We start from the raw sequence: 23,503 nt of genomic DNA, 5'->3' as shown, positions 1-23,503 counted from the left end.
GCGAAATCTCACTGGTTCGTCATTTTACCCAATGCCTTGGCACGGGTAACAGGACGGTCGTCGTTTCCTTCAAGTTCCACTTTGCGTTTTGTGCCATCACGTCACGTTGCTGACTGCGGAGCCTGTCAGCTACGACACCACCGATTGCGCAACCCTCTGAAGCGCGCCGCATTCAGTGCGAGCCTCGTCCAGATAGAAAGATAAAGCGTGCTGACAAGACTAGTCGTCTCGATCGTGAATTTCTGCACCCGGTTCGCGCTTGCGACCGTCATCGTCGGTGTGCTGCTGTCGATCGGATCGGCCTATTACACCGCGCAGAATTTCTCCATCAACACTGACATCAACAAGCTGATCTCGCCGAATCTGGATTGGCGTCAGCGCGATATGGCGTTCGACAAGGCGTTCGATCAGGAGCGCCTGATCATCGCCGTGGTCGAGGCACCGACCCCGGAATTCGCCAATGCCGCGGCGAATGCGCTCGAGAAGAAGCTCTTACCGAACAAGAAGGACTTCGATTCGGTCCGCCGTCTCGATGGCGGTGAATTCTTTGAAAAGAATGGATTGCTGTTCCTGCCGACCAAGGAAGTGCAGGGCATGACGGCGCAATTCCAGCAGGCGGCGCCGCTTCTGGAAATCATGGCGGGGGATCCGAGCCTGCGGGGACTCACCGGCGCGCTGGAAACCGGCCTGACGGGTATTCGTCGCGGTCAGCTCCAACTCGACAATGCTGCGGTCACCTTCAATACCGTCGCAGGCACCATCGAAGATGTGCTGAAGAACGGCAAAGGCAGCTTCTCCTGGCGTGGGCTGGTCAACGACAAGCCGCTGACCGATTCCGACAAGCGCGCCTTCATCGAAGTGAAGCCGGTGCTGGACTTTACGGCACTGGAGCCTGGCAAGAACGCGACCGACGCGATCCGTCAGGCCGCCGTCGATCTCAACATCGCCGGCGAATATGGCGCACGTGTTCGCCTGACCGGTCCGGTGCCGATCGCCAATGAAGAATTTTCCACAGTGCAGGACGGTGCGGTGCTGCACGGCGTCGCCACTGTCGTCGCGGTGCTGCTCATCCTCTGGATGGCGCTGCACTCCGCCAAGATCATCGGCGCCGTGTTCATCAACCTGTTTGTCGGTCTCGCGCTCACGACAGCGCTCGGCCTGATGATGGTCGGCTCGCTGAACCTGCTGTCGATTGCCTTCGCCGTTCTGTTCATTGGACTCGGCGTTGATTTCGGCATCCAGTTCAGCGTGCGGTACCGTTCGGAACGCTACAAGCACGACGATCTGCGCGAGGCCCTGAGCCGGGCCGCACGATATTGCGCCGTGCCGATTTCGCTCGCAGCCTTCGGCACCGCGGCTGGCTTCCTGTCGTTCCTGCCCACCGACTACAAAGGCGTGTCGGAGCTCGGCAAGATTGCCGGTCTCGGCATGGTAATCGCGTTCCTGTCGAGCATCACCGTTTTGCCGGCGCTGCTCGATCTGTTCAATCCAGCCGGCGAGAAGGAGCCGGTCGGTTACGCCTTCCTGGCACCAGTCGATCGTTTTCTGGAAGAAAAACGGTTCTGGATCATCGGCGTGACGATGGCGCTGACCATTGCAGGTCTGCCGCTGCTCTATCACCTCCGCTTCGATTTCAATCCGATCAATCTGCGCAATCCCAATGTGGAGTCGATCGCGACCTTCCTCGATCTGCGCCGCGATCCGAATACGGGTGCCAACGCCGTCAACGTCATGGCTCCGAATGAAGCCGGTGCTAAACTGATCGAGGAGCGCCTGTCCAAGGTGCCCGAAGTCGCGCGCACCATTTCGCTCAACAGCTTCGTACCGGAAGACCAACAGGCGAAACTCGCTGCGATCCAGGCCGGTGCCAAGGTGCTTGAGCCGGCGCTTAATCCGGAGTCGGTCGATCAGGCGCCGACGGATGCCGAGAACGTGACGTCGTTGAAGGACTCCGCTGCCAGCCTGCGCAAGCTTGCGGGCAATCAGACTGGTCCGGGCGCTGTTGCCGCCAAGCGCCTGGCCGATGCGCTCGCCAAAACGGCCGATGCCAGCGAGACCGTGCGCAATCAGGTGCAGGCCACCTTCGTGGTGCCGCTAAAGATCGCGCTCGCGCAGCTCCGTAATCTGATGCAGGCATCTCCGGTCACGCTGGAAAATCTGCCGCCGGAGCTCGTCAATTCGTGGAAGACCAAGGATGGTCAGATCCGCGTCGAGGCACAGCCAAACGGCGATCCGAATGACAATGATACGCTGCGCAAGTTCGCGGACGCCGTGTTGAAGTCAGAGCCGCTTGCGGTTGGCGGTCCCGTATCGATCCTGAAGTCGGGCGATACCATCGTGACGGCCTTTATCCATGCCGGATTCTGGGCGCTGATCTCGATCTCGCTATTGCTGTGGCTGGCTTTGCGTCGCTTCACCGACGTGTTGATGACGCTGGTGCCACTGCTTGTCGCGGGCGCGGTGACGCTGGAGATCTGTGTATTGATCGGTCTGCCGCTCAACTTCGCCAATATCATCGCGCTGCCGCTGCTGCTCGGCGTCGGTGTGGCCTTCAAGATCTACTATGTGGTGGCGTGGCGCGCCGGCCATAAGAACCTCCTGCAGTCGTCGCTGACGCGCGCGATTTTCTTCAGCGCACTGGCGACGGCGACGGCATTCGGCAGCCTTTGGCTCTCGAACCATCCGGGTACGGCGAGCATGGGCAAGCTGCTGGCGATGTCATTTGTGGTGACGCTCGCGGCGGTGCTGCTGTTCCAGCCGGCGCTGATGGGCAAGCCGCGCGAGGACAGCAAGTAAGTTGCGGGCCACTCAAACGAAAAAAAGGCGACCCGGTTGGGTCGCCTTTTTGATTCCGAGGCGGACGCCTTAATCAGTGCGTTGCCTTGTTGATCTCCGGCAGCAGGCAGATATCGCCAATATCGGCGCTGGCGACGGCGCCGCCGGCTGGAGCTGCCTTCTGACCCGCAGGTGCTTTGGCGCCGGTGGTCGGAGCAGGGGCGGTCTTCGCCATCGTATTGCTGCCCGGCGCGGGAGCTGGCGCCATCTTGCCGCCGGCTGCACCCTTGGCGCCGCTCGCGATGGCGTTCTTCGCCGTGGCATTCGACGGGCTCGACGGGATCGAAGGCCCGACGCGCGTCCAGGTCTGGCCGCCGCACAGGAAGCCGAGAACACAACCTTCGATCTCAAGTTCGTCCGGCGTGTCGCCCAGCTTGAGGCTCGACTTGTAGAACTTGCCGTCCTTGGCGTTGTAAACCTGACCCGACCACTTGTCCTTCGCGGCATTGGGCTTCATGTCGAGCATCATGGCATGGGCAAGCGTTGGCCTGGATTTCTTCGACGCGTCAGGGTTGTTCTTGTCTGTACCGCCTGGGGTCTTTTCCCACGAAATGGCGCCCCACATGCTGCCGCCGCATTCAGCGACGCGGACATGTGCGACACCGTCTTCGACCTTCCAGTCGCCGGTTGGATCAGCTGCAAATGCGGGAGCCAGCCCTGCTGAAAACAAGCCTGCCGAAAAAAGGATTCCGCAATATGTGAGAGTGCGCGTAGGAATGCGTGGGCGCTGCAACATGTTCAGACCTATGCTTAAGTAGCGTTTCTCGGCGAATGACTTTGCGTGAAAGGTCAAATCGCCGCATTTTCCGTTTTCAGTTGACGAAGCGACCACCAACCGACGTATGTAACTCATGGTATATCCGAATCTAGATGTTTCCGAGATGTTTGTCGAAAGGGAGGCGCAGCGTAGCTCGATGCATACGCGCCACCTTAACGAGCAGATGGTCCGCGTCCTCAAGACCATCGGATACGACGTTGGCTTCCAGAAGGGCACCGGCCAGTATCTGTTTGATCGGGAAGGCGCCCGTTACCTCGATCTACTGAGCGGATTTGGCGTTTTTGCGATTGGTCGCAATCATCCTGTCATGCGGGATGCGATAAAGTCTGTACTGGATGCGGACCTGCCAAATCTGGTGCAGATGGACGTCTCGACACTCGCCGGTATTCTCTCCGAAAAATTGCTCGAAAATGTCCCTTACATGGACAAGGTGTTTTTCGCGAATTCGGGCGCGGAGACCGTCGAGGCGGCGATCAAATTTGCACGCAACGCGACGGGCCGCAACGAGATCATCTATTGCGATCACGCCTATCACGGCCTGACTTATGGCGCATTGTCGCTGACCGACGATACCAATTTCCGCTCCGGTTTCGGCCCGCTGTTGCAGGGATGCTCGGTGGTGCCGTTCAACGATCTCGAAGCGCTGGAGAAGGCGCTTTCGTCGAAGCAGGTAGCGGCGTTCATTGTCGAGCCTATTCAGGGCAAGGGCGTCAATCTGCCGTCCGATGATTTCCTGTCCGGCGCATTGGCGCTGTGCCGCAAATACGGCACGCTGTTCATTGCCGATGAAATCCAGACCGGCCTCGGCCGTACCGGCAAGTTCCTGGCGATCGAACACTGGAACATCGAGCCGGATATGATCCTGCTCGCCAAGGCGCTGTCAGGCGGTCATGTGCCGGTCGGTGCGCTGCTGACGCGCAAATCGATCTTCGACAAGATCTTCAACCGCATGGATCGCTCGCTGGTCCATGGCTCGACCTTCGGCAAGAACGATCTCGCAATGGCTGCGGGCATCGCCACGCTGGAGATTATGAAGCACGAGAAGCTGGTCGAGAACGCGGCCAAGCGCGGGGCCGAGATTCGTCTGGCGCTACAGAACATGATTCCGGATTTCGAGCTGCTCAAGGAAGTGCGCGGCAAGGGGCTGATGCTCGGCGTCGAATTCGGCCCGCCGAAGTCGCTGCGCCTGAAAGCGTCGTGGAACATCCTTGAATCGGCGAACAAGGGTCTGTTCTGCCAGTTGATCACGGTGCCGCTGTTCAAAGATCAGAAAATCCTGACCCAGGTGTCCGGCCATGGTAGCCACACCATCAAGCTGCTGCCGCCGCTGACGATCACTGAGGATGATACCAAGTGGATCGCGGATTCCTTCCGCACGGTGATCGCCGACAGCCACAAGGTTCCCGGTGCCATCTGGTCGCTCGGCAAGACACTGGTCGATAACGCGGTGCGCAAGTCGGCTTAGCTTTCTAGCCCTATACTAAACCGTCATCCTGAGGTGCTGCCGCGTAGCGGCAGCCTCGAAGGATGGCCACATGCGCCGTCGCTCGCGGCCATCCTTCGAGGCTCGCCGAAGTCGGCGAGCAACTCACAGCCAGAACGCTATTGCGTTCTGGCGGGGATGACGGAGAGTTCGCGGCGGTGTTATTTCCCATCCGCGACGATCATCGACGCACCCTTTTCCGCGATCATCGCGGTGGGCGTATTCGTGTTGCCCGACGTGATCGTCGGCATCACCGATGCATCGACGATGCGCAATCCATCGATACCGTAGAAGCGCAGGCGCTCATCGACCACCGCGCCTGGATCCGACGCCGCGCCCATTTTCGCGGTGCCGACGGGATGGAAGATCGTGGTGCCGATATCGCCCGCGGCCTTGGCCAGCGCTTCCGCATCGTCGCCGACCAACGGGCCCGGCAGATACTCTTCCGGCCGGTAAGCGCCGAGTGCCTTCTGCTTCATCAGTTTTCGCGTCACGCGGATTGCATCCGCTGCGACCTGGCGATCTTCATCCGTCGATAGATAATGCGGCGCGATGGCTGGCGCTTCATCGGGCTTGCCGGAGCGCAGCTTGATCTCGCCGCGCGAGGTTGGCCGCAAATTGCAGGCGCTGACGGTAATGGCCGGGAAACGGTGCAGGGGATCGCCGAACTTGTCGAGCGACAGCGGCTGCACGTGAAACTGGATATTGGCGCGCTCGCGATGCGGATCGGAGCGCGTGAAGATGCCGAGCTGGGATGGGGCCATGGTGAGCGGGCCTCGGCGGCGCAATGCGTAGTCGATACCCATCCAGCCGCGGCGGAACAGGTTGTAATAGGTTTCGTTCAGCGTGCGCACGCCCGAGACCTTGTAGATCGCGCGCTGCTGCAGATGGTCCTGCAGATTGCGCCCGACGCCCTGCTTGTCGAGCACGACATCGACGCCGGCGTCGGCAAGCCATTCGGCGGGCCCGATGCCTGAGCGTTGCAGCAGATGCGGCGAGCCCACGGCGCCCGCGCACAGCACGACCTCGCCCTTGGCACGCGCTTCCATCTGTTGGCCGTTCTGCCTGAACTGCACGCCAACGGCGCGGCCGTTCTCGACAATCAGTCGATCGACCATGACACCTGTTTCGAGCCGAAGATTGGAGCGGTTCAGCACCGGCTTGAGAAAGCCCCGCGCCGACGACCAGCGACGGCCGCGCTTCTGGTTGACGTGGAAATAGCCGATGCCTTCATTGTCGCCGGTGTTGAAATCATCGGTGCGGCGGATGCCCATTTCGGACGCTGCATTGGCAACGGCATCAAGCACGTCCCATGACAGCCGCGGCGCTTCGATGCGCCAGCCACCGCCGACGCCGTGATGTTCGCTCCTGCCGAGGAAATGATCTTCCAGCTTGAGGAAGGATTTGAGCACATCGTCATAGCCCCAGCCGGTGAGGCCGAGCTGGCGCCAGTGATCGTAATCCGCGGCCTGGCCGCGCATGGAGATCATGGCATTGATGGCGGAAGAGCCGCCGATCACCTTGCCGCGCGGATAGGCCAGCGAACGGCCATTGAGGCCCGGCTCCGGCTCGGTGCGAAACATCCAGTCGGAGCGGGGATTGCCGATGGCGAAGAGATAGCCCACCGGAATGTGAAACCAGATCCAGTTGTCGCGGCCGCCGGCTTCCAGCAGCAGCACGCGCTTCTTTGGATCGGCAGAGAGACGGTTGGCCACGATGCAACCTGCGGTGCCTGCGCCCACCACGATATAGTCAAAGTCGCCTTCGAGCCGCGTCATCGTTCCCCGCCAGTCACGGTTCATTGCCGTATTATGACGACTTAGCGGCCGGTTGCTGCGATGTACAGACGACCATTGCATGGGGGGGCGGGGTTGCCGGCTTGGGCAGTTGGCACGTCGCGTGCTAGGCTCCGGCCAGCTAATTTCATTGCCAGCGAGTTGACCTATGTCGATCATTGACCGCATCGCCGAATTGCAGCCCGAGATCACGGCCTGGCGCCGTGACCTGCATCAGCATCCGGAGCTGCTCTACGACGTGCACCGCACCGCGGCCTTCGTGGCGGAGAAGCTGAAGGCGTTCGGCTGCGACGAGGTGGTCGAGGGCATCGGCCGCACCGGCGTTGTCGGCGTGATCAAGGGTAAAAAAGGAACGGGCAGTGTCATCGGCCTGCGCGCCGACATGGACGCGCTGCCCATCGAGGAGCAGACCAACCTGCCTTATGCCTCGAAGACCCCCGGCAAGATGCATGCCTGCGGCCATGACGGCCACACCTCGATGCTGCTCGGCGCCGCGCAATATCTTGCCGAGACCCGCAACTTCGCCGGCGATGCGGTGGTGATCTTCCAGCCCGCCGAAGAGGGCGGCGCCGGTGCCGATGCCATGATCAAGGACGGGCTGATGGATCGCTTCGGCATCCAGAAGGTCTATGGCATGCACAACAATCCGGGCATGCCGATCGGCTCGTTCTCCATGCGCACCGGCCCGATCATGGCCGCAATGGATCGTATTTCGATTACTATCGAAGGCGTCGGTGGCCACGCCGCCTATCCGCACAAGACCATCGATCCCGTGATGGCCGGCTCGCAGCTCATCGTGGCGTTCCAGTCGATCGTGTCGCGCACCGTCAGCCCGCTGGATTCCGCGGTGATCTCGATCTGCGAATTCCACGCCGGCCATGCCAGCAATGTCATCCCGGCCTCGGCCGAGCTGCGCGGCACGGTGCGCACGCTCCGCAAGGAGGTCCGCGATCTCGTCGAGAAGCGCATGAACGAGGTCTGCGCCGGCATCGCGCTGCAGACCGGCGCGCGGATCGCGCTCAACTACGATCGCGGCTATCCGGTCGTGGTCAATCATCCCGCGGAAACCGAACTGGCAGCGAAGATCGCCGGCGAAGTCGGCGGCGCCACCAATGTCGCGACCGACATGGAGCCGGTGATGGGCGCCGAGGACTTCGCCTATATGCTGGAAGCGCGGCCCGGCGCCTTCATCTTCATGGGCAATGGCGACAGTGCCGGCCTGCATCACCCCGCTTATAACTTCAATGACGACGCCATCGTCTATGGCTCGTCCTATTGGGTGAAGCTGGTGGAGACGTCGCTGGCGGCCTAACGGCCCCAGCAGGTTTGAACGCGATCGGCCTTCGATCCGACCAAATGGGTGGAGACACCCATGGAAGCGCTCGAAGGCCTGCTGCACCTCATCGCATTTCTGTTTCGATGCGTCGCCGTGCTGTTCGACGTCGTGGATATCCTGCAGATTCTGCACGGCATCATCAGTTTTATCTGGGAGGTGATCTTCCGGGCCGTGACGGGCGTTCAATGGATGCTCGGTCGCGTGTCGGACTGCATTCTCCAGCGGCTGCGCGGACAGACATTTGAGGGCCCGGCCGCTCCGACGCCGGAACAAGAAAACAAAGGTCACGTTGAGCAGCGGGAAACAACCCGCTACCGCCAACGGAGTGCGTCATGGCCAAAGACAAAGATCTGAACGATCTCTTCCTCGATACGCTCAAGGACATCTACTTCGCCGAAAAGCAGATACTGAAGGCTCTGCCGAAAATGGCCAAGGCCGCAACTTCGGACAAGCTGCGCGCCGCCTTCGAAAAACACCACGACGAAACCGAAGGCCAGATCGATCGTCTCGAACAGATTTTCGAGCTGCTCGAAAAGCCCGCGCGCGGCAAGACCTGCGATGCCATCGTCGGCATTCTCGACGAAGGCAAGGAAATCATGGACGAGTACAAGGGTACGAGCTCGCTCGATGCCGGCCTGCTCGCCGCCGCCCAGGCGGTCGAGCATTATGAGATCTCGCGCTACGGCACGCTGAAGACCTGGGCCACAGAGCTCGGCATGAAAGATGCCGCCAAGTTGCTCGACCAGACGCTGAGCGAGGAAAAGAAGACCGACGACTCTCTCACTGTATTGGCGAAGTCGGCGGTGAATCTGGCTGCTGCTGCCTAGTCAAACTCACTTGTCACCACCCGCGAAAGCGGGTGGTCCAGTAATCGCAGGTTTTGCGACATTCATCGATAGCGGTGCGTACTGGGTCGCCCGGTCAAGCCGGGCGACGACAGTCGATTCTACTCCGCCGCCTGTGCGTAGTCCTCCATCGGCGGGCACGAGCAGACGAGGTTGCGGTCGCCATAGACATTATCGACGCGGCCGACCGGGCACCAGTATTTGTCGGTGCGCGACGTGCCGGCGGGGAAGCAACCTTCGGCGCGTGTATAGGCGCGCGTCCAGTCGTCTTCGGCGATGTCATGCACCGTATGCGGCGCATGACGCAGCGGCGAGGCTTCGATCTTGAAGCGACCGCCTTCCACGTCGGCGATTTCCTTGCGGATCGCGATCATTGCATCGCAGAAGCGATCCAGCTCCGCCTTCGATTCCGATTCCGTCGGTTCGATCATCAGCGTGCCCGCGACGGGGAAGCTCATGGTCGGCGCGTGGAAGCCGTAATCGATCAACCGTTTGGCGATGTCGTCCACGGTGACGCCCGATGTCGCCTTCAGCGGACGCGGATCGATGATGCATTCATGCGCCACGCGGCCATTGTGATTGCGATAGAGCACGGGGAAATGCGGATCGAGCCGGGCTGCCACGTAGTTCGCGTTCAGGATCGCGACTTCGGTGGCCGAGGTGAGGCCGGCGCCGCCCATCATCAGGATGTAGATATAGGAGATGGTCAGGATCGACGCCGAGCCGTAAGGCGCAGCCGAGACCGGACCGACCGGCGCATCCGCCTTGGTTGCGGGATGGCCGGGCAGGTAAGGCGCGAGATGCGCCTTGACGCCGATCGGGCCCATGCCGGGGCCGCCGCCGCCATGCGGGATGCAGAAAGTCTTGTGCAGGTTGAGATGGCTGACATCGGCGCCATATTCGCCGGGGCGCGAGAGGCCAACCTGTGCATTCATGTTGGCGCCGTCGAGATAGACCTGACCGCCATGTTCATGGACGATGTCGCAGATGTCGCGGATATGCTCCTCGAACACGCCATGGGTCGACGGATAGGTGATCATGATCGCCGCGAGATTGGCCGAATGCTTCTCGGCTTTCGCGCGCAGGTCGTTCACATCGACATTGCCATCCTTGTCGCAGGCCACGACGACGACGCTCATGCCGACCATCGCGGCGGAGGCCGGGTTGGTGCCGTGGGCGGAGGAGGGGATCAGGCAGATCGTGCGCTGATGATCGCCGCGCGCCGCATGATAGCCGCGGATGGCGAGCAGGCCGGCATATTCGCCCTGCGCGCCGGAGTTCGGCTGCAGCGACACGGCATCATAGCCGGTGATGTCGCACAGCCACTTCTCCAGCGTGGTGAAGAGCTGATGATAACCCTTGGCCTGATCGGCCGGCACGAACGGGTGCAGCGAGCCCCAGGCGGGCCAGGTCAGCGGCATCATTTCGGTGGTGGCGTTCAGCTTCATGGTGCAGGAGCCGAGCGGGATCATCGCGCGATCGAGCGCAAGATCGCGGTCCGAAAGTTTGCGCATGTAACGGAGCAGTTCGGTTTCCGAGCGGTGGCTGTGGAAGACCGGATGCGTCATGAACGGCGACGAGCGCTTCAGCGCAGCCGGCAGGCCATCGCTGACACCGTGTTCGACATCGCTATAGCCGAGCTTGCCGCCGAAGGCGCGCCAGATGGCTTCCACCGTTTCGGGCGTCGTCGTCTCGTCGAGCGCGATGCCGATGGTGCCGTTACCGATGTGCAGATTGATCTTCTCGGCCTGCGCGAGAGCGATGATGCCGGCCTGCTTGTCGCCGACCTTGAGCGTGATCGTGTCGAAGAAGGCTTCGCTTTCCGGTACGAAGCCGAGCTGTTTGAGGCCGGCCGCCAGCGTCAGCGCGCGACGATGCGTGGTGCGGGCGATGTGCTTGAGGCCTTCGGGCCATGATAGACCGCATACATGGAGGCGATGACGGCGAGCAGCACCTGCGCGGTGCAGATATTCGACGTCGCCTTTTCGCGGCGGATATGCTGTTCGCGGGTCTGCAGCGCTAGCCGATAGGCCGGCTCGCCGCGCGAATCGATGGACAGGCCGACGAGGCGGCCGGGAATCGAGCGCTTGATGGCATCGCGCACCGACATATAGCCGGCATGCGGACCGCCATAGCCCATCGGCACGCCAAAACGCTGCGCAGAACCGACGGCGATGTCGGCACCGAGATCGCCGGGCGACGCGAGCAGCGTGAGTGCCAGCAGATCAGCAGCAACAACAGCAAGCGCGCCCTTGGCCTTCAGCGTGGCGATCGCCGGCTTGAGATCGCGCACGACGCCCGTCGTGCCGGGATATTGCAGCAGCGCGCCGAACACATCGGCGCTGTCGAGATCGGTGAGGGGATTGCCCACCTGCAGTGACCAGCCGAGCGGCTCGGCGCGGGTCCGCAGCACCGCCAGCGTCTGCGGATGCACTTCGTGATCGACGAAGAAGGTCTTGGTCTGCACCGAGGACGCACGCTCGGCCAGCGCCATCGCTTCGGCGGCGGCAGTGCCTTCATCGAGCAGCGACGCGTTGGCGACATCGAGGCCGGTGAGGTCGCAGATCATGGTCTGGAAGTTGAACAGCGCTTCCAGGCGGCCCTGGCTGATCTCCGGCTGATACGGCGTATAGGCCGTGTACCAGGCCGGATTTTCCAGGATGTTGCGCTGGATCACGGTCGGCAGCACCGTGCCATGATAGCCTTGGCCGATCAGTGAGGTGAAGACCTTGTTGCCCTGTGCCAGCTCCGTCATATGCGCCAGTGCTTCGGTCTCGCTGAGCGCGCGGCCGGTGTCGAGCGGCGCCTTCTGGCGGATCGAGCCCGGCAGCGTCTCGCTCATCAGGCCGGACAGGCTCTTGGCGCTCACCGTCTCCAGCATCGCCTGGATATCGGACGGCGAGGGACCGAGATGGCGGCGCACGAAATCGGTGGCAACGTCAGCAGATGTGCTCGGGGTCATCAAATGTTCCTCGAATATCGTAGGGTGGGCAAAGGTGCGAAGCGACGTGCCCACCTTCAAGTGCAGTGCAGGTGAAGGTGGGCACGCTACGCTTTGCCCACCCTACGGATCACCGATCAGGCGCTGTGCGCCTTATAGGCTTCGGCATCCATCAGGCCGTCGAGTTCGCTCTTGTCGGCGAGCTTCAGCTTGAAGAACCAGGCCTTGCTTTCGGCATCGGAATTCACCAGCGCCGGTTCGGCCGCGAGGCCGTCATTGATCTCCACCACTTCGCCGGAGATCGGCGCATAGACGTCGGAGGCAGCCTTCACCGATTCCACCACGGCGGCGGCTTCGGCCTTCTTCAGCGTGCGGCCGATCTTGGGCAGTTCGACAAAGACGACATCGCCGAGCTGCGACTGCGCGAAATCGGTGATGCCGACGGTGACGATGTCGCCATCGATCTGCAGCCATTCGTGGTCTTCGGTGTAGAGGGTGGTCATGGGTCAGTTCCTCAACGCTTGTAGTTGTTCGGGACGAAAGGCATGGGGGCGACGGTCATCGGCATGCGTTGGCCGCGCAATTCGGCAAATACCGTAGTCCCCTCTTTGGCGTGTGACGTGGGCAGATAACCCATGGCGATCGGCGCCGAGATGCTCGGGCCGAAACCGCCGGACGTGACCTTGCCGATGGGATCGCTGGAGGTCGCATCCGCAAATAGCAGCACGCCTTCGCGGACCGGTGCGCGACCCTCGGGCTTCAACCCAACGCGCTGGCGCGACGCGCCGCCATCGAGCTGTGCGAGAATCGCCTCGCTGCCGAAAAAACCGCCGGCCCGCGCGCCGCCGGTGCGGCGGCTCTTCTGGATCGACCAGATCAGATTGCCTTCGACGGGCGTTGTCGTCGTATCGATGTCATGGCCGTAAAGGCACATGCCGGCTTCCAGCCGCAGGCTGTCGCGGGCGCCGAGGCCAATCGGCAGCACGTCGGGATGGTCGAGCAAAGCGGCGGTGAGCGCTTCGGCCTGATCATTCGGGATCGAGATTTCGTAGCCGTCCTCGCCCGTGTAGCCAGAGCGGGACACAAAGCAGGCGATTCCGTTCACCTGATGCGGACCGGCATCCATGAACTTCATGTCAGGCGCTTCCGGGCAGAATCTTGCGAGTACATCCGCAGCCTTCGGCCCCTGCAGCGCGATCAGTGCGCGGTCGGGCAGGGGCTCGATGATGCAGGTATCGGCGAGATGCTTGCGCAGATGCGCTTCGTCTTCCGATTTGCAGGCGGCGTTGACCACGAGAAACAGGTGATCGCCGAAATTCGCCACCATCAGGTCGTCGAGAATGCCGCCGGTCTCATTGGTGAACTGCGCATAGCGCTGGCGGCCCGGCGCGAGAGACAGGATGTCCATCGGCACCAGTTTTTCCAGCGCCAGCGCGGCATCCTCGACCTTGCCGGATTTGGCCCGCAGCACGATCTGTCCCATATGGGACACGTCGAACAGGCCTGCCGCTGTGCGGGTGTGGAGATGTTCCTTGAGCACGCCGGTGGCATATTGCACCGGCATGTCGTAGCCGGCGAAGGGCACCATCTTGCCGCCGCGCGCCACATGCAGCGCGTGGAGCGGCGTTTGTTTCAAAGTTGAATTTTTGTCGGTTGCAAGCATCGAATAGGGGCCCTCGCGGTTCCCCCGGGCAGATTCCCGGCGGGTGTCGCAGAAGCCCCATCTGTCGCTGTGCCTGAGAGTATTATCCCGTCGGCGGGCGCTCACGGGTCACCCGCAGCGCCTCTTTCCAGATGCTTAGTCCGTCACACGGTCCTTTTGCCTGAGAGTTTCCGGGGCGGTTGCTCCTTCGGCGCCGATCCCTCTCAGGATCGGTCTCTCCCGACGTGACGTCGTTCAACGTCGGCACAAGACCACACGTTCCCGGAAACTGTCAACGCGGTTGCAGCATCCATCCACGGCCCTGTGCTAGCGCGGCAACCCCATGATTCACCTGCACAGTTTCTGGACAGGCGTGTGCCCCCCGGTCTAAAAGCGACCGGTTGTGGCACGAGGCCGCGGGATTTGCCGCGGCCGTTTTCAGGCGTGATTGGACGGGTATGAGCGGCGTTAACGAGATCAGGTCGGCATTTCTGAATTACTTCGCCAAGAACGGCCACGACATCGTGTCGTCGTCGCCGCTGGTGCCGCGCAACGACCCCACGCTGATGTTCACCAATGCCGGCATGGTGCAGTTCAAGAACGTTTTTACCGGCATCGAAAAGCGGCCCTATCAGCGCGCCACCACCTCGCAGAAATGCGTGCGCGCCGGCGGCAAGCATAACGACCTCGACAATGTCGGCTATACCGCGCGCCATCACACCTTCTTCGAGATGCTCGGCAACTTCTCGTTCGGCGATTACTTCAAGGAACGCGCCATCGAGCTCGCCTGGAATCTGATCACCAAGGAATACGGCCTCCCGAAGGACAAGCTGCTCGTCACCGTCTATTCGGAAGACGATGAAGCCTTCGGCCTTTGGAAGAAGGTGGCTGGCCTTTCTGAATCGAAGATCATCCGCATCCCGACCTCGGACAACTTTTGGCAGATGGGCGATACCGGCCCCTGCGGTCCGTGCTCGGAAATCTTCTTCGATCATGGCGACAAGATCCCCGGTGGTCCTCCCGGCTCGCCCGATGAAGATGGTGACCGCTTCATCGAGATATGGAATCTCGTTTTCATGCAGTTCGAGCAGATCGCGCCGGGCAATCGCCTCGCACTGCCGAAGCCATCGATCGATACGGGCATGGGCCTCGAGCGCATCGCCGCGGTGCTGCAGGGCAAGCACGACAATTACGACATCGACCTGTTCGTCGCATTGATCCGCGCTATCGCCGATCTGACCGGCGCCGATCCGCAGGGCCCGATGAAGGCCTCGCTGCGCGTGATCGCCGACCATCTGCGTGCATCGTCCTTCCTCATCGCCGATGGCGTGCTGCCGTCCAATGAAGGCCGCGGCTACGTGCTCCGCCGCATTATGCGCCGCGCCATGCGCCACGGCCAGCTGCTGGGCGCACGCGAGCCCATCATGTGGAAGCTCGTCGCCACGCTGGTGCGCGAGATGGGTGAAGCCTATCCGGAGCTGCAGCGCGCGCGCTCGCTGATCGAGGAGACGCTGCGCCTCGAAGAGACCCGCTTCCGCCGCACGCTGGAAAAGGGCCTCGGCATTCTCGACACCAAGAGCGCCACGCTGAAGCAGGGCGACATGTTCGACGGCGAGACCGCCTTCACGCTCTACGACACCTTCGGCTTCCCGCTCGACCTCACCCAGGATGCGCTGCGCAATCGCGGCATCTCCGTCGATATCGCCTCCTTCACCGATGCGATGGAGCGGCAGAAGCAGAAGGCGCGTGCCTCTTGGTCTGGTTCAGGCGAAGCTGCCACCGAGACCGTGTGGTTCGGCCTGCGCGAAAAGCTCGGTGCAACTGAATTCCTCGGCTACGAGACCGAGAGCGCCGAAGGTGCTGTCACCGCGCTGGTGAAGGACGGCAACGAAGTCGAGAGCCTCAAGGCCGGCGAGACCGGCGCCATCGTGCTGAACCAGACGCCGTTCTATGCGGAGTCCGGTGGCCAGGTCGGCGATCTCGGCGTGCTCACCGGCGAGGGCGTCACCTTCCGCGTCACCGACACCCAGAAGCGTGCTGGCGACCTGTTCGTGCATCTCGGCACGGTCGAGAGCGGCGAACTCAAGCTCGGCACCGCGCTGGCGCTCGATGTCGATCACACCCGCCGCTCGGCGATCCGCGCCAATCACTCGGCAACGCATCTGTTGCATGAAGCGCTGCGTCAGGTTCTGGGCGATCACATCGCGCAAAAAGGCTCGTCGGTGGACGACAAGCGCCTGCGTTTCGACTTTGTGCATCAGAAGCCGATCACGCCCGAAGAGCTGCGTCAGGTCGAGGACATCGCCAACAATGTCGTGCTCGAAAACGACGAAGTGACCACGCGCCTGATGGCGGTGGACGATGCCCGCGAGGCTGGTGCGCGTGCGCTGTTCGGCGAAAAATATGGCGATGAAGTCCGTGTCGTCTCCATGGGCAAGATGCCGCGTGACTCAGGCACCAACGCACTCGGCTGGTCGGTCGAACTCTGCGGTGGCACCCATGTGAAGCGCACCGGCGATATCGGCATGATCTCGGTCACGGCCGAAAGCGCTGTCGCCTCCGGCGTACGCCGTATCGAGGCGCTGACCGGCACCCAGGCCCGTCATCACGCCAACGACACCATGGCGCTTGCCAAGAGCGCAGCGAATGAGCTGCGCACCACGCTCGACGACATGCCGGCGCGAATCGCAGCCCTGATGGAAGAGCGCAAGAAGCTCGAGCGCGAACTGTCGGAAGCCAAGAAGACCATCGCCATGGGCGGCAGCGCCGGCGCTGCGGCCGGCGCAGGTGGCGGCGATGTCCGCGATGTCGGCGGCACCAAGCTGATGGCGAAGTCCGTCTCGGGCATCGAGATGAAAGATCTCAAGAGCCTTGCGGATGCCGGCAAGAAGCAGCTCGGCTCCGGCGTGGTCGCGATCATCAATGTCGGTGAAGACGGCAAGGCTGGCGTCGTGGTCGGCGTCACCGAAGATCTGACCAAGCGCTTCAGCGCCGTCGATCTGGTGAAGATTGCGTCCGAGGCGCTGGGCGGCAAGGGCGGCGGTGGCCGGCCGGATATGGCGCAGGCCGGTGGTCCCGATGGCGGCAAGGCCGACGATGCGCTGAAGGCGATCGAGGCGAAGATCGCGGGCTAAAGGTCGTCATTGCGAGGAGCGCAGCGACGAAGCAATCCAGAAAGCCGCAAGAAGGCTGGATTGCTTCGCTGCGCTCGCAATGACGCTGAGAATTGAATGCCCTAACAGAGATAGTTAGGTATTCGGCCCCGCCATCACAACCATTCGCCGCGATAACGACATCGTTTGAGGCTGCGACCATGAGTAGCCTCATTTGACTCTGGCATCCCACGCTCCCATGCGGCAAAAAGCGGCATGGAGCACAATACCCCTCTGATTTCGACCGTCGTCGTCGGCCTCGTGCTGGCTTTCATTCTCGGTGTGGTTGCACAGCGCATACGCATCTCGCCGCTGGTTGGTTATCTCCTTGCCGGCGTGCTGATGGGGCCGTTCACTCCGGGCTATGTCGCGGATCAGGGGCTCGCCAACGAACTCGCTGAAATCGGCATCATTCTCCTGATGTTCGGTGTCGGCCTGCATTTCTCGTTGAAGGATCTGCTCTCGGTCAAGAACATCGCCATCCCCGGCGCGGTCGTGCAGATTGCGGTGGCGACGGTGCTCGGCATCGCGCTCGGCGAAGTGATGGGCTGGGGCCTCGGCGGCGGCCTCGTCTTCGGCCTCGCGCTGTCGGTCGCATCGACCGTCGTGCTGCTCCGCGCGCTGCAGGAGCGCCGCCTGCTCGATAGCGAGCGTGGACGCATCGCCATCGGCTGGCTGATCGTCGAAGATCTTGCGATGGTGTTGACGCTGGTGCTGCTGCCGGCCATCGCGCCGCTGCTGAAAGGCCAGGGCGGCGGCGATTTGTCGGCGCTGGTGACGCCGCTCCTCGTCACGCTCGGCAAGGTTGCCGGCTTCGTCATCTTCATGCTGGTGGTCGGCCGTCGCGTCATTCCCGCGATGCTGCATTACGTCGCCCACACCGGCTCACGTGAGCTGTTTCGCCTCGCCGTGTTCGCGATCTCGCTCGGCGTGGCTTTCGGTGCGGCCGTGGTGTTCGATGTGTCTTTCGCACTGGGCGCCTTCTTCGCCGGCATGATCCTCAGCGAATCCGAACTCAGCCAGCGCGCTGCCAACGAAACCCTGCCGCTGCGCGACGCGTTCGCGGTGCTGTTCTTCGTCTCGGTCGGCATGCTGGTCGATCCCAGCATCATCCTGCGCGATCCCTTGCCGCTGCTGGCCACCGTCTTCATCATCCTGATCGGCAAATCCGTCGCGGCCTTCGGCATCGTGCGCCTGTTCGGTTATCCGCAATCGACCGCGCTGACGATCTCGGCGTCGCTGGCGCAGATCGGCGAATTCTCTTTCATTCTCGTCGGCCTCGGCGTCAGCCTCGCGCTATTGCCGGATCGCGGCCGTGATCTGGTGCTGGCCGGGGCGATCATCTCGATCATGATCAACCCGGTCTTCTTCGCGATTCTCGATCGCATGGTGGCCAAGGAGGAAGCTGAACCGCAGCCGGTGGGCCCGCCCGATCCGGCCAAGCCGGTGGTGCGTGATCCCCCGCCGGTGTCCGAACTCACCAATCACGTCGTGCTGGTCGGCCACGGCCGCGTCGGCAGTGTGGTCTCGACGGCGCTGCGTGCCGCGTCGATGCCGTTCCTCGTCATCGAGGATACGCCGGGTGTGGTCGAGCGTTTGCGTGAAAGCCATGTGGACGTGATCACCGGCAATGCGGCGGCGCCGGACATGCTGCAGGCCGCCAATATCGGCCAGGCCCGCGGTCTTCTCGTTGCCATTCCGGATGCGTTCGAAGGTGGCCAGATCGTCGCCAAGGCCCGTGCGCTGGCGCCGACGCTGCCGATCATCGCTCGTGCGCATTCCGACGAGGAAGTCGCGCATCTCAAATATCACGGCGCCAATGTCGTGATCATGGGCGAACAGGAGATCGCCAAGGCGATGCTCCTGCAGATCGGCGCAACCGGCGTGGTGTAGTGCTATTGACGCGATCTATGACTAAACCGATCGCGTCATGCCGCCATCGACGCGGATGTTCTGGCCGGTGATATAGCCCGCACCATCGGACGCGAGGAAGGCGACGGTGGCCGCGATCTCCTCGCTTTTGCCATAGCGCTGCATCGGCACGCTTTGGCGGCGCTCTTCGGTGGCCGGCAGGCTGTCGATCCAGCCCGGCAGCACATTGTTCATTCGCACATTCGACGCGGCGAACGCATCGGCGAACAGTTTTGTGTAGGACGCCAGCCCTGCGCGAAACACCGCCGAGGTCGGAAACATCGCCGATGGCTCGAACGCCCATGCCGTGGAGATATTGATGATGCTTCCTGCCTTCTGCGCCTGCATGATCGGCGCGACCAGCCGCGTCGGCCGGATCACATTCATCAGGTAGACATCCATGCCGGTGTGCCACTGCTCGTCGGTGAGTTCGAGCACCGGCGCGCGCGGGCCGTGACCTGCGCTGTTCACCAGTGCATCGATGCGCCCCCATTTGGCCATGGTGCTGTCGATCAGACGCTTGAGATCGTCCTGCGACTGGTTGAAGCCGGTGACGCCGATGCCACCCAGCTCCTGCGCCAGCGCTTCGCCCTTGCCTGACGAGGACAGGATGGCGACGTAAAAACCGTCGGCTGCAAGGCGACGGGCGGCAGCGGCCCCCATGCCACTTCCGCCTGCAGTGATGATGGCGACTTTGCCGGCTGACATGGTGATGATCCTTTGCCTGCTAGGCTGTCATTCCGGGGCGCGCGGCAGGCGCGAACCCGGAATCCCGGCGTGTGAGGGAATGGAACGCGATCATATCGAGATTCCGGGTTCGCGCCATGCGCGCCCCGGAATGACGATGCTTTACTTCGCAATCGTCCGTCTCAGAAATGCGTAACCCAGCGCCTGGCTCTGCGCCTGCTTGCTGTTGTCCACTGCGCCCGAGTGTCCGCCCGCCACCGTCTCGTTGAACCAGGCCGGACAGCCCAGCTCCTGCAGACGCGCCACCATTTTTCGCGCGTGGCCGGGATGCACGCGGTCGTCGGTGCGGTTGGTGGTGATCAGGATCGGCGGATAGTTCTGGCCGGCCTTGGCGAGGTGATAGGGCGAGAACTTCTGCAGATAGGCCCACTCATCCGGAATTTCCGGATCGCCATATTCGGCGATCCAGCTTTGTCCCGCGAGTAGCTTGGTGTAGCGCGCCATGTCGAGCAGCGGCACGCTGCACCAGATCGCACCGAACAGGTTTGGATAGCGGGTCAGCATGTTGCCAACCAGAAGGCCGCCATTGCTGCCGCCGTGGCAGGCAAGTTTTGTGGCCGTGGTCACGCCGGAGTTAGCGAGGTCACGCGCCACCGCAGCGAAGTCGTCATGGGCCACATGCTTGGTATTCTTGCGCGAGGCCAGATGCCAGCTCGGGCCGAATTCGCCGCCGCCGCGGATGTTTGCGATGGCATAGGCATGGCCATGTTCGAGCCACAGCTTGCCGGCGATCGCCATATAGGACGGCGTCAGCGAGACTTCGAAACCGCCATAGCCGTAGAGAATGGTCGGCCGGGGCGCGGTCGCCATCGACAGGTTCTTGCCGATTAGGAAATACGGAATCTTCGTCCCGTCCTCCGCCACCGCATGGCGCTGCTGCACCTCGATGCCCTCGGGATCGAAATTGCGCGGGGCGCTCTTCAGTTTCTCCGGGGCGCTGCGCCCGTTCCACAGCGCCGTGGTTGTCGGCCGGGTGAAACCGGTGATGGTGAACAGCACGTCCTCGCCAAGCTTGGGATCATCCTCGCCGCCGAAATTCTGCGCGGAAATGGTGGCGTTGTCGGGCAGGCCGGGCAGGGGCGTCTCCCGCCAGCCCGCCTCGCTCCGCCGCAGCAGGGACAGGCGGCCGCGGACATTGTCCAGGAGCTCAAGCACGATGCCGTGTCGCGTCTCCGCCCATGACTGCAGCGCACGCTCCGGCGTCGGCTTGAAGACGATGTCGAAATCGCGGGCGCCCGAGAGGAAGCTGGCGAGATCGATCACGGCCAGCCCGCCGGCCGGGATGGTGAGATCGCCAACGGTCCAGTCCTGCTTCGGGCTGATCAGGAGGTCACTCGCTTCGGCGCCGACGCTGATTTCTTCCGGCAGCTCCAGCTGCAGACGCTGGCCTGCATGGGGGCCGTGCTTGCGCTCGACGAAGATCTGCGAGCGCGTAAAGTCCAGTGCGCGCCAGAACATCAGGCCTTCATGGCCGGGCCGGCGATTGACGCCGAACCACGCCGCGACATCCTGCTTCTCGACCTCGAACACGGTCTCCGCCGCCGTCAGCGGCGTGCCGCGGGTCCAGCGTTTCACGGTGCGGGTATAGCCGGCCTCGGTGCTGTCATCCGGCGTCTGCGCGCTGCCGACCAGCAGCGTGTTGTCATCGACCCACGACACCTGCGTCTTTGCCTTGGGGATCACGAAGCCGTCAGTGACAAAGCTCTTGGTCGCGATGTCGAATTCGCGCACCTCGATGGCGTCGGTGCCGTTGAAGGACAGGCTGACCAATGCGCGCGTCTTGTCCGGAGAACGTGCGGCACCAGCGAAGGCCCAGGAAATGCCCTCGGCCTTATTCAGTGCGTCGATGTCGAGCAGCACGTCCCAATCGGGCTTGTCCTTGCGATAGCTCTCCAGCGTCGTGCGTCGCCACAGGCCGCGCGGGTGCTCGGCGTCCTTCCAGAAATTGTAGAGGTAGTCGCCGGACTTGCCGACGAACGGGATGCGATCATCGGCATCCAGGATCTTCAGAACCGCATCGAAATCACGCTGGTAGCTTTCATCCACCAGGAAGCCGTCGGTACGGGTGTTCTGCGCATCGACCCAGGCGACCGCCCTTTCACCGTCGATCTCCTCGAGCCAGAGATAGGGATCGTCACGGCCGTCGGCGGGATTGGATAGGGTCATAAATACCTCGGAATGCAATGCAGTAAGCCTGCGTCGTTATGGGGCAAGGATGGGCAGAAAAAGGCAACCCGTTCCGGTTGTGGTTTTCGCGCTTCACTCATCTTGGTGATGCGAAGTGTCGCAGTCCCGACGAAAGTCGGAGGACATTCACGCCGATTCGAAGAAGCCCCATGATCAGCTCCAGCCTCGTGCCATGCCCCACCTGCCACCAGCGCCGCGAATTCGTGAGTGTTGAGGCGACCGGACCGAAGAAGGACGGGGCAGAGATCCGCACATTTGCCTGCCGGCCCTGTGAGGTCGAAACTCGCTACATCCTCACCCGCCACAGCGTCATGCCGCTGGCATCCTGAACAGAAAAGTCCGGGGCACCTGGGCGCCCCGGACTTCGATAGGTGTTGCGCTGAGGGCCGAAACTTAGGCCGCCAGTTCCTTGGTCAGGTTCTCGGCGACCTTGTCCAGGAAGCCCGTGGTCGAGAGCCAGCGCTGGTCGGCACCGACCAGAAGCGCGAGGTCCTTGGTCATGAAGCCGGCTTCGACAGTGTCGACGCAGACCTTTTCGAGGGTCTTGGCGAACTTGGCCAGTTCCGCATTGTTGTCGAGCTTGGCGCGGTGGGCGAGACCCTGGGTCCAGGCGAAGATCGACGCGATGGAGTTGGTCGAGGTTTCCTTGCCCTTCTGGTGCTCGCGATAGTGACGGGTCACCGTGCCGTGGGCGGCTTCGGCTTCCACCACCTGGCCATCCGGCGTCAGCAGCACCGAGGTCATCAGGCCGAGCGAGCCATAGCCCTGGGCCACGGTGTCGGACTGCACGTCGCCGTCATAGTTCTTACAGGCCCAGACATAGCCACCCGACCACTTCATCGCCGCGGCGACCATGTCGTCGATCAGGCGGTGCTCGTAGGTCAGGCCGGCGGCTTCGAACTTGGTCTTGAACTCGTTGTCGTAGATCTCCTGGAAGATGTCCTTGAAGCGACCGTCATAGACCTTGAGGATCGTGTTCTTCGTGGAGAGATAGACCGGGACCTTGCGGGTCAGGCCATAATTCATCGAGGCGCGGGCGAAGTCGCGGATCGAGTCGTCGAGATTGTACATGCTGAGCGCAACGCCGGCGCCCGGGGCCTGGAACACTTCGCGCTCGATGGTGGTGCCGTCTTCACCGACGAACTTCATCGTCAGCGTGCCCTTGCCCGGGAACTTGATGTCGGTGGCGCGGTACTGGTCGCCGAAAGCGTGGCGGCCGATGATGATCGGCTTGGTCCAGCCGGGGACCAGACGCGGCACGTTCGAGCAGATGATCGGCTCGCGGAAGATCACGCCGCCGAGAATGTTGCGGATGGTGCCGTTCGGCGACTTCCACATCTGCTTGAGGTTGAATTCCTTCACGCGCGCTTCATCGGGGGTGATGGTGGCGCACTTGACGCCGACGCCGTACTTCTTGATCGCGTTGGCGGCATCCACGGTGACCTGGTCGTCGGTCTTGTCGCGGTATTCCATCCCGAGGTCGTAATACATCAGGTTCACGTCAAGGAACGGGTTGATCAGCTTGTCCTTGATGTACTGCCAGATGATTCTCGTCATCTCGTCGCCGTCGAGTTCGACGACCGGGTTGGCGACCTTGATCTTTGCCATGTGGTTCGGGCCTTTAGCGCGTTGCGGGAAGGGTTCGTGACGCGGCTATAGCACCGGCCATGGCGGGGCGAAAGCGCAGGCGCTATGCAGTTTCGGCCCAAAATTCATGCCGGAATGCAATGTGATAGAACCGCTCGAAACCACGGCCGAAAACGCCCGTCTTGCGCTCAAAGCGATCCTCCCATAAGCCCCGCTGCGGCGATATGCGCGGCTCCGCAGGTCATATCCTGTTAAGGATTCAC

Annotated in this window: 15 protein-coding genes, 1 pseudogene and 1 riboswitch; of the genes and pseudogenes, 8 read left to right on the top strand and 8 right to left on the bottom strand. The window is 62.4% G+C overall.

Annotation, left to right across the window (positions count from 1 at the left end):
- The first annotated feature begins 207 nt into the window (after positions 1-207).
- The gene (gene hpnN, locus RPMA_RS20260; RefSeq protein ID WP_211909466.1) at positions 208-2,796 is read left to right on the top strand and encodes a hopanoid transporter HpnN; all 2,589 of its coding nucleotides are present in this window, start codon (positions 208-210) and stop codon (positions 2,794-2,796) included.
- Between the two features lie 73 nt (positions 2,797-2,869).
- Here the strand turns inward: hpnN and RPMA_RS20255 are convergent, their stop codons facing one another.
- Complete coding sequence (locus RPMA_RS20255; RefSeq protein WP_211909465.1) at positions 2,870-3,571, bottom strand: DUF2147 domain-containing protein; 702 nt, start codon at positions 3,569-3,571, stop codon at positions 2,870-2,872.
- Positions 3,572-3,686: 115 nt separating this feature from the next.
- Between RPMA_RS20255 and hpnO the strand changes: the two genes are divergently transcribed.
- Entirely contained in the window at positions 3,687-5,078 is a 1,392-nt protein-coding gene (hpnO, locus tag RPMA_RS20250) for an aminobacteriohopanetriol synthase HpnO (RefSeq protein WP_211909464.1), read from the top strand.
- A 179-nt stretch (positions 5,079-5,257) separates the two neighbouring features.
- Here the strand turns inward: hpnO and RPMA_RS20245 are convergent, their stop codons facing one another.
- Positions 5,258-6,874 (bottom strand): GMC family oxidoreductase, encoded by a 1,617-nt coding sequence (locus RPMA_RS20245; RefSeq protein WP_211909463.1) that lies wholly within the window; start codon positions 6,872-6,874, stop codon positions 5,258-5,260.
- A gap of 166 nt (positions 6,875-7,040) precedes the next feature.
- On the opposite strand from RPMA_RS20245, the gene RPMA_RS20240 reads away from it, so the two are divergent.
- Genes RPMA_RS20240 through RPMA_RS20230 form a run of 3 tightly spaced genes read left to right on the top strand, consistent with a single transcriptional unit; the run spans position 7,041 to position 9,055 of the window.
- Complete coding sequence (locus RPMA_RS20240) at positions 7,041-8,204, top strand: M20 aminoacylase family protein (RefSeq protein WP_211909462.1); 1,164 nt, start codon at positions 7,041-7,043, stop codon at positions 8,202-8,204.
- A gap of 60 nt (positions 8,205-8,264) precedes the next feature.
- Complete coding sequence (locus RPMA_RS20235) at positions 8,265-8,582, top strand: hypothetical protein (RefSeq protein WP_211909461.1); 318 nt, start codon at positions 8,265-8,267, stop codon at positions 8,580-8,582.
- Positions 8,561-9,055 (top strand): YciE/YciF ferroxidase family protein, encoded by a 495-nt coding sequence (locus RPMA_RS20230; protein ID WP_211909460.1) that lies wholly within the window; start codon positions 8,561-8,563, stop codon positions 9,053-9,055. Before RPMA_RS20235 ends, RPMA_RS20230 begins: the two co-directional genes overlap by 22 nt.
- A gap of 119 nt (positions 9,056-9,174) precedes the next feature.
- On the opposite strand, the pseudogene gcvP reads toward RPMA_RS20230, so the two are convergent.
- From gcvP to gcvT, 3 genes and pseudogenes are all read right to left on the bottom strand, one after another.
- Positions 9,175-12,035 (bottom strand): annotated as a pseudogene (gene gcvP / locus RPMA_RS20225) (aminomethyl-transferring glycine dehydrogenase).
- A 116-nt stretch (positions 12,036-12,151) separates the two neighbouring features.
- A complete protein-coding gene (gcvH, locus tag RPMA_RS20220) occupies positions 12,152-12,517 on the bottom strand; it encodes a glycine cleavage system protein GcvH (RefSeq protein WP_211909459.1) in 366 nt (121 codons plus the stop codon).
- 11 nt (positions 12,518-12,528) lie between these two features.
- Positions 12,529-13,677, bottom strand: coding sequence for a glycine cleavage system aminomethyltransferase GcvT (gene gcvT, locus RPMA_RS20215; protein ID WP_211909458.1), 1,149 nt, complete (start codon positions 13,675-13,677; stop codon positions 12,529-12,531).
- 138 nt (positions 13,678-13,815) lie between these two features.
- A riboswitch (glycine riboswitch) is annotated at positions 13,816-13,910 on the bottom strand.
- Positions 13,911-14,114: 204 nt separating this feature from the next.
- Here gcvT and alaS point away from each other — a divergent pair.
- Together alaS and ybaL are read left to right on the top strand one after the other, a co-directional pair.
- On the top strand, positions 14,115-16,790 hold the full coding sequence (alaS, locus tag RPMA_RS20210) for an alanine--tRNA ligase (RefSeq protein ID WP_211909457.1): 2,676 nt from the start codon (positions 14,115-14,117) through the stop codon (positions 16,788-16,790).
- 234 nt (positions 16,791-17,024) lie between these two features.
- The gene (gene ybaL / locus RPMA_RS20205; protein WP_211909456.1) at positions 17,025-18,701 is read left to right on the top strand and encodes a YbaL family putative K(+) efflux transporter; all 1,677 of its coding nucleotides are present in this window, start codon (positions 17,025-17,027) and stop codon (positions 18,699-18,701) included.
- Positions 18,702-18,722: 21 nt separating this feature from the next.
- Here the strand turns inward: ybaL and RPMA_RS20200 are convergent, their stop codons facing one another.
- Positions 18,723-19,427 carry an SDR family oxidoreductase gene (locus RPMA_RS20200; RefSeq protein ID WP_211909455.1) on the bottom strand — a complete coding sequence of 235 codons (705 nt, stop codon included), beginning with the start codon at positions 19,425-19,427 and terminating at the stop codon, positions 18,723-18,725.
- A gap of 141 nt (positions 19,428-19,568) precedes the next feature.
- Positions 19,569-21,632 carry a prolyl oligopeptidase family serine peptidase gene (locus RPMA_RS20195; protein WP_211909454.1) on the bottom strand — a complete coding sequence of 688 codons (2,064 nt, stop codon included), beginning with the start codon at positions 21,630-21,632 and terminating at the stop codon, positions 19,569-19,571.
- 170 nt (positions 21,633-21,802) lie between these two features.
- Between RPMA_RS20195 and RPMA_RS20190 the strand changes: the two genes are divergently transcribed.
- Positions 21,803-21,982 (top strand): hypothetical protein, encoded by a 180-nt coding sequence (locus tag RPMA_RS20190; RefSeq protein ID WP_211909453.1) that lies wholly within the window; start codon positions 21,803-21,805, stop codon positions 21,980-21,982.
- Positions 21,983-22,046: 64 nt separating this feature from the next.
- Here RPMA_RS20190 and RPMA_RS20185 read toward each other — a convergent pair whose 3' ends face one another.
- Positions 22,047-23,261, bottom strand: a complete 1,215-nt coding sequence (locus RPMA_RS20185) for an NADP-dependent isocitrate dehydrogenase (RefSeq protein ID WP_211909452.1) — start codon at positions 23,259-23,261, stop codon at positions 22,047-22,049.
- Positions 23,262-23,503 lie beyond the last annotated feature (242 nt).

Origin of the sequence: Tardiphaga alba (assembly GCF_018279705.1) — a bacterium.
In the GTDB taxonomy this organism is placed as follows: Bacteria; Pseudomonadota; Alphaproteobacteria; order Rhizobiales; family Xanthobacteraceae; genus Tardiphaga; species Tardiphaga alba.
This window is presented reverse-complemented; position numbering and strand designations above follow the sequence as displayed.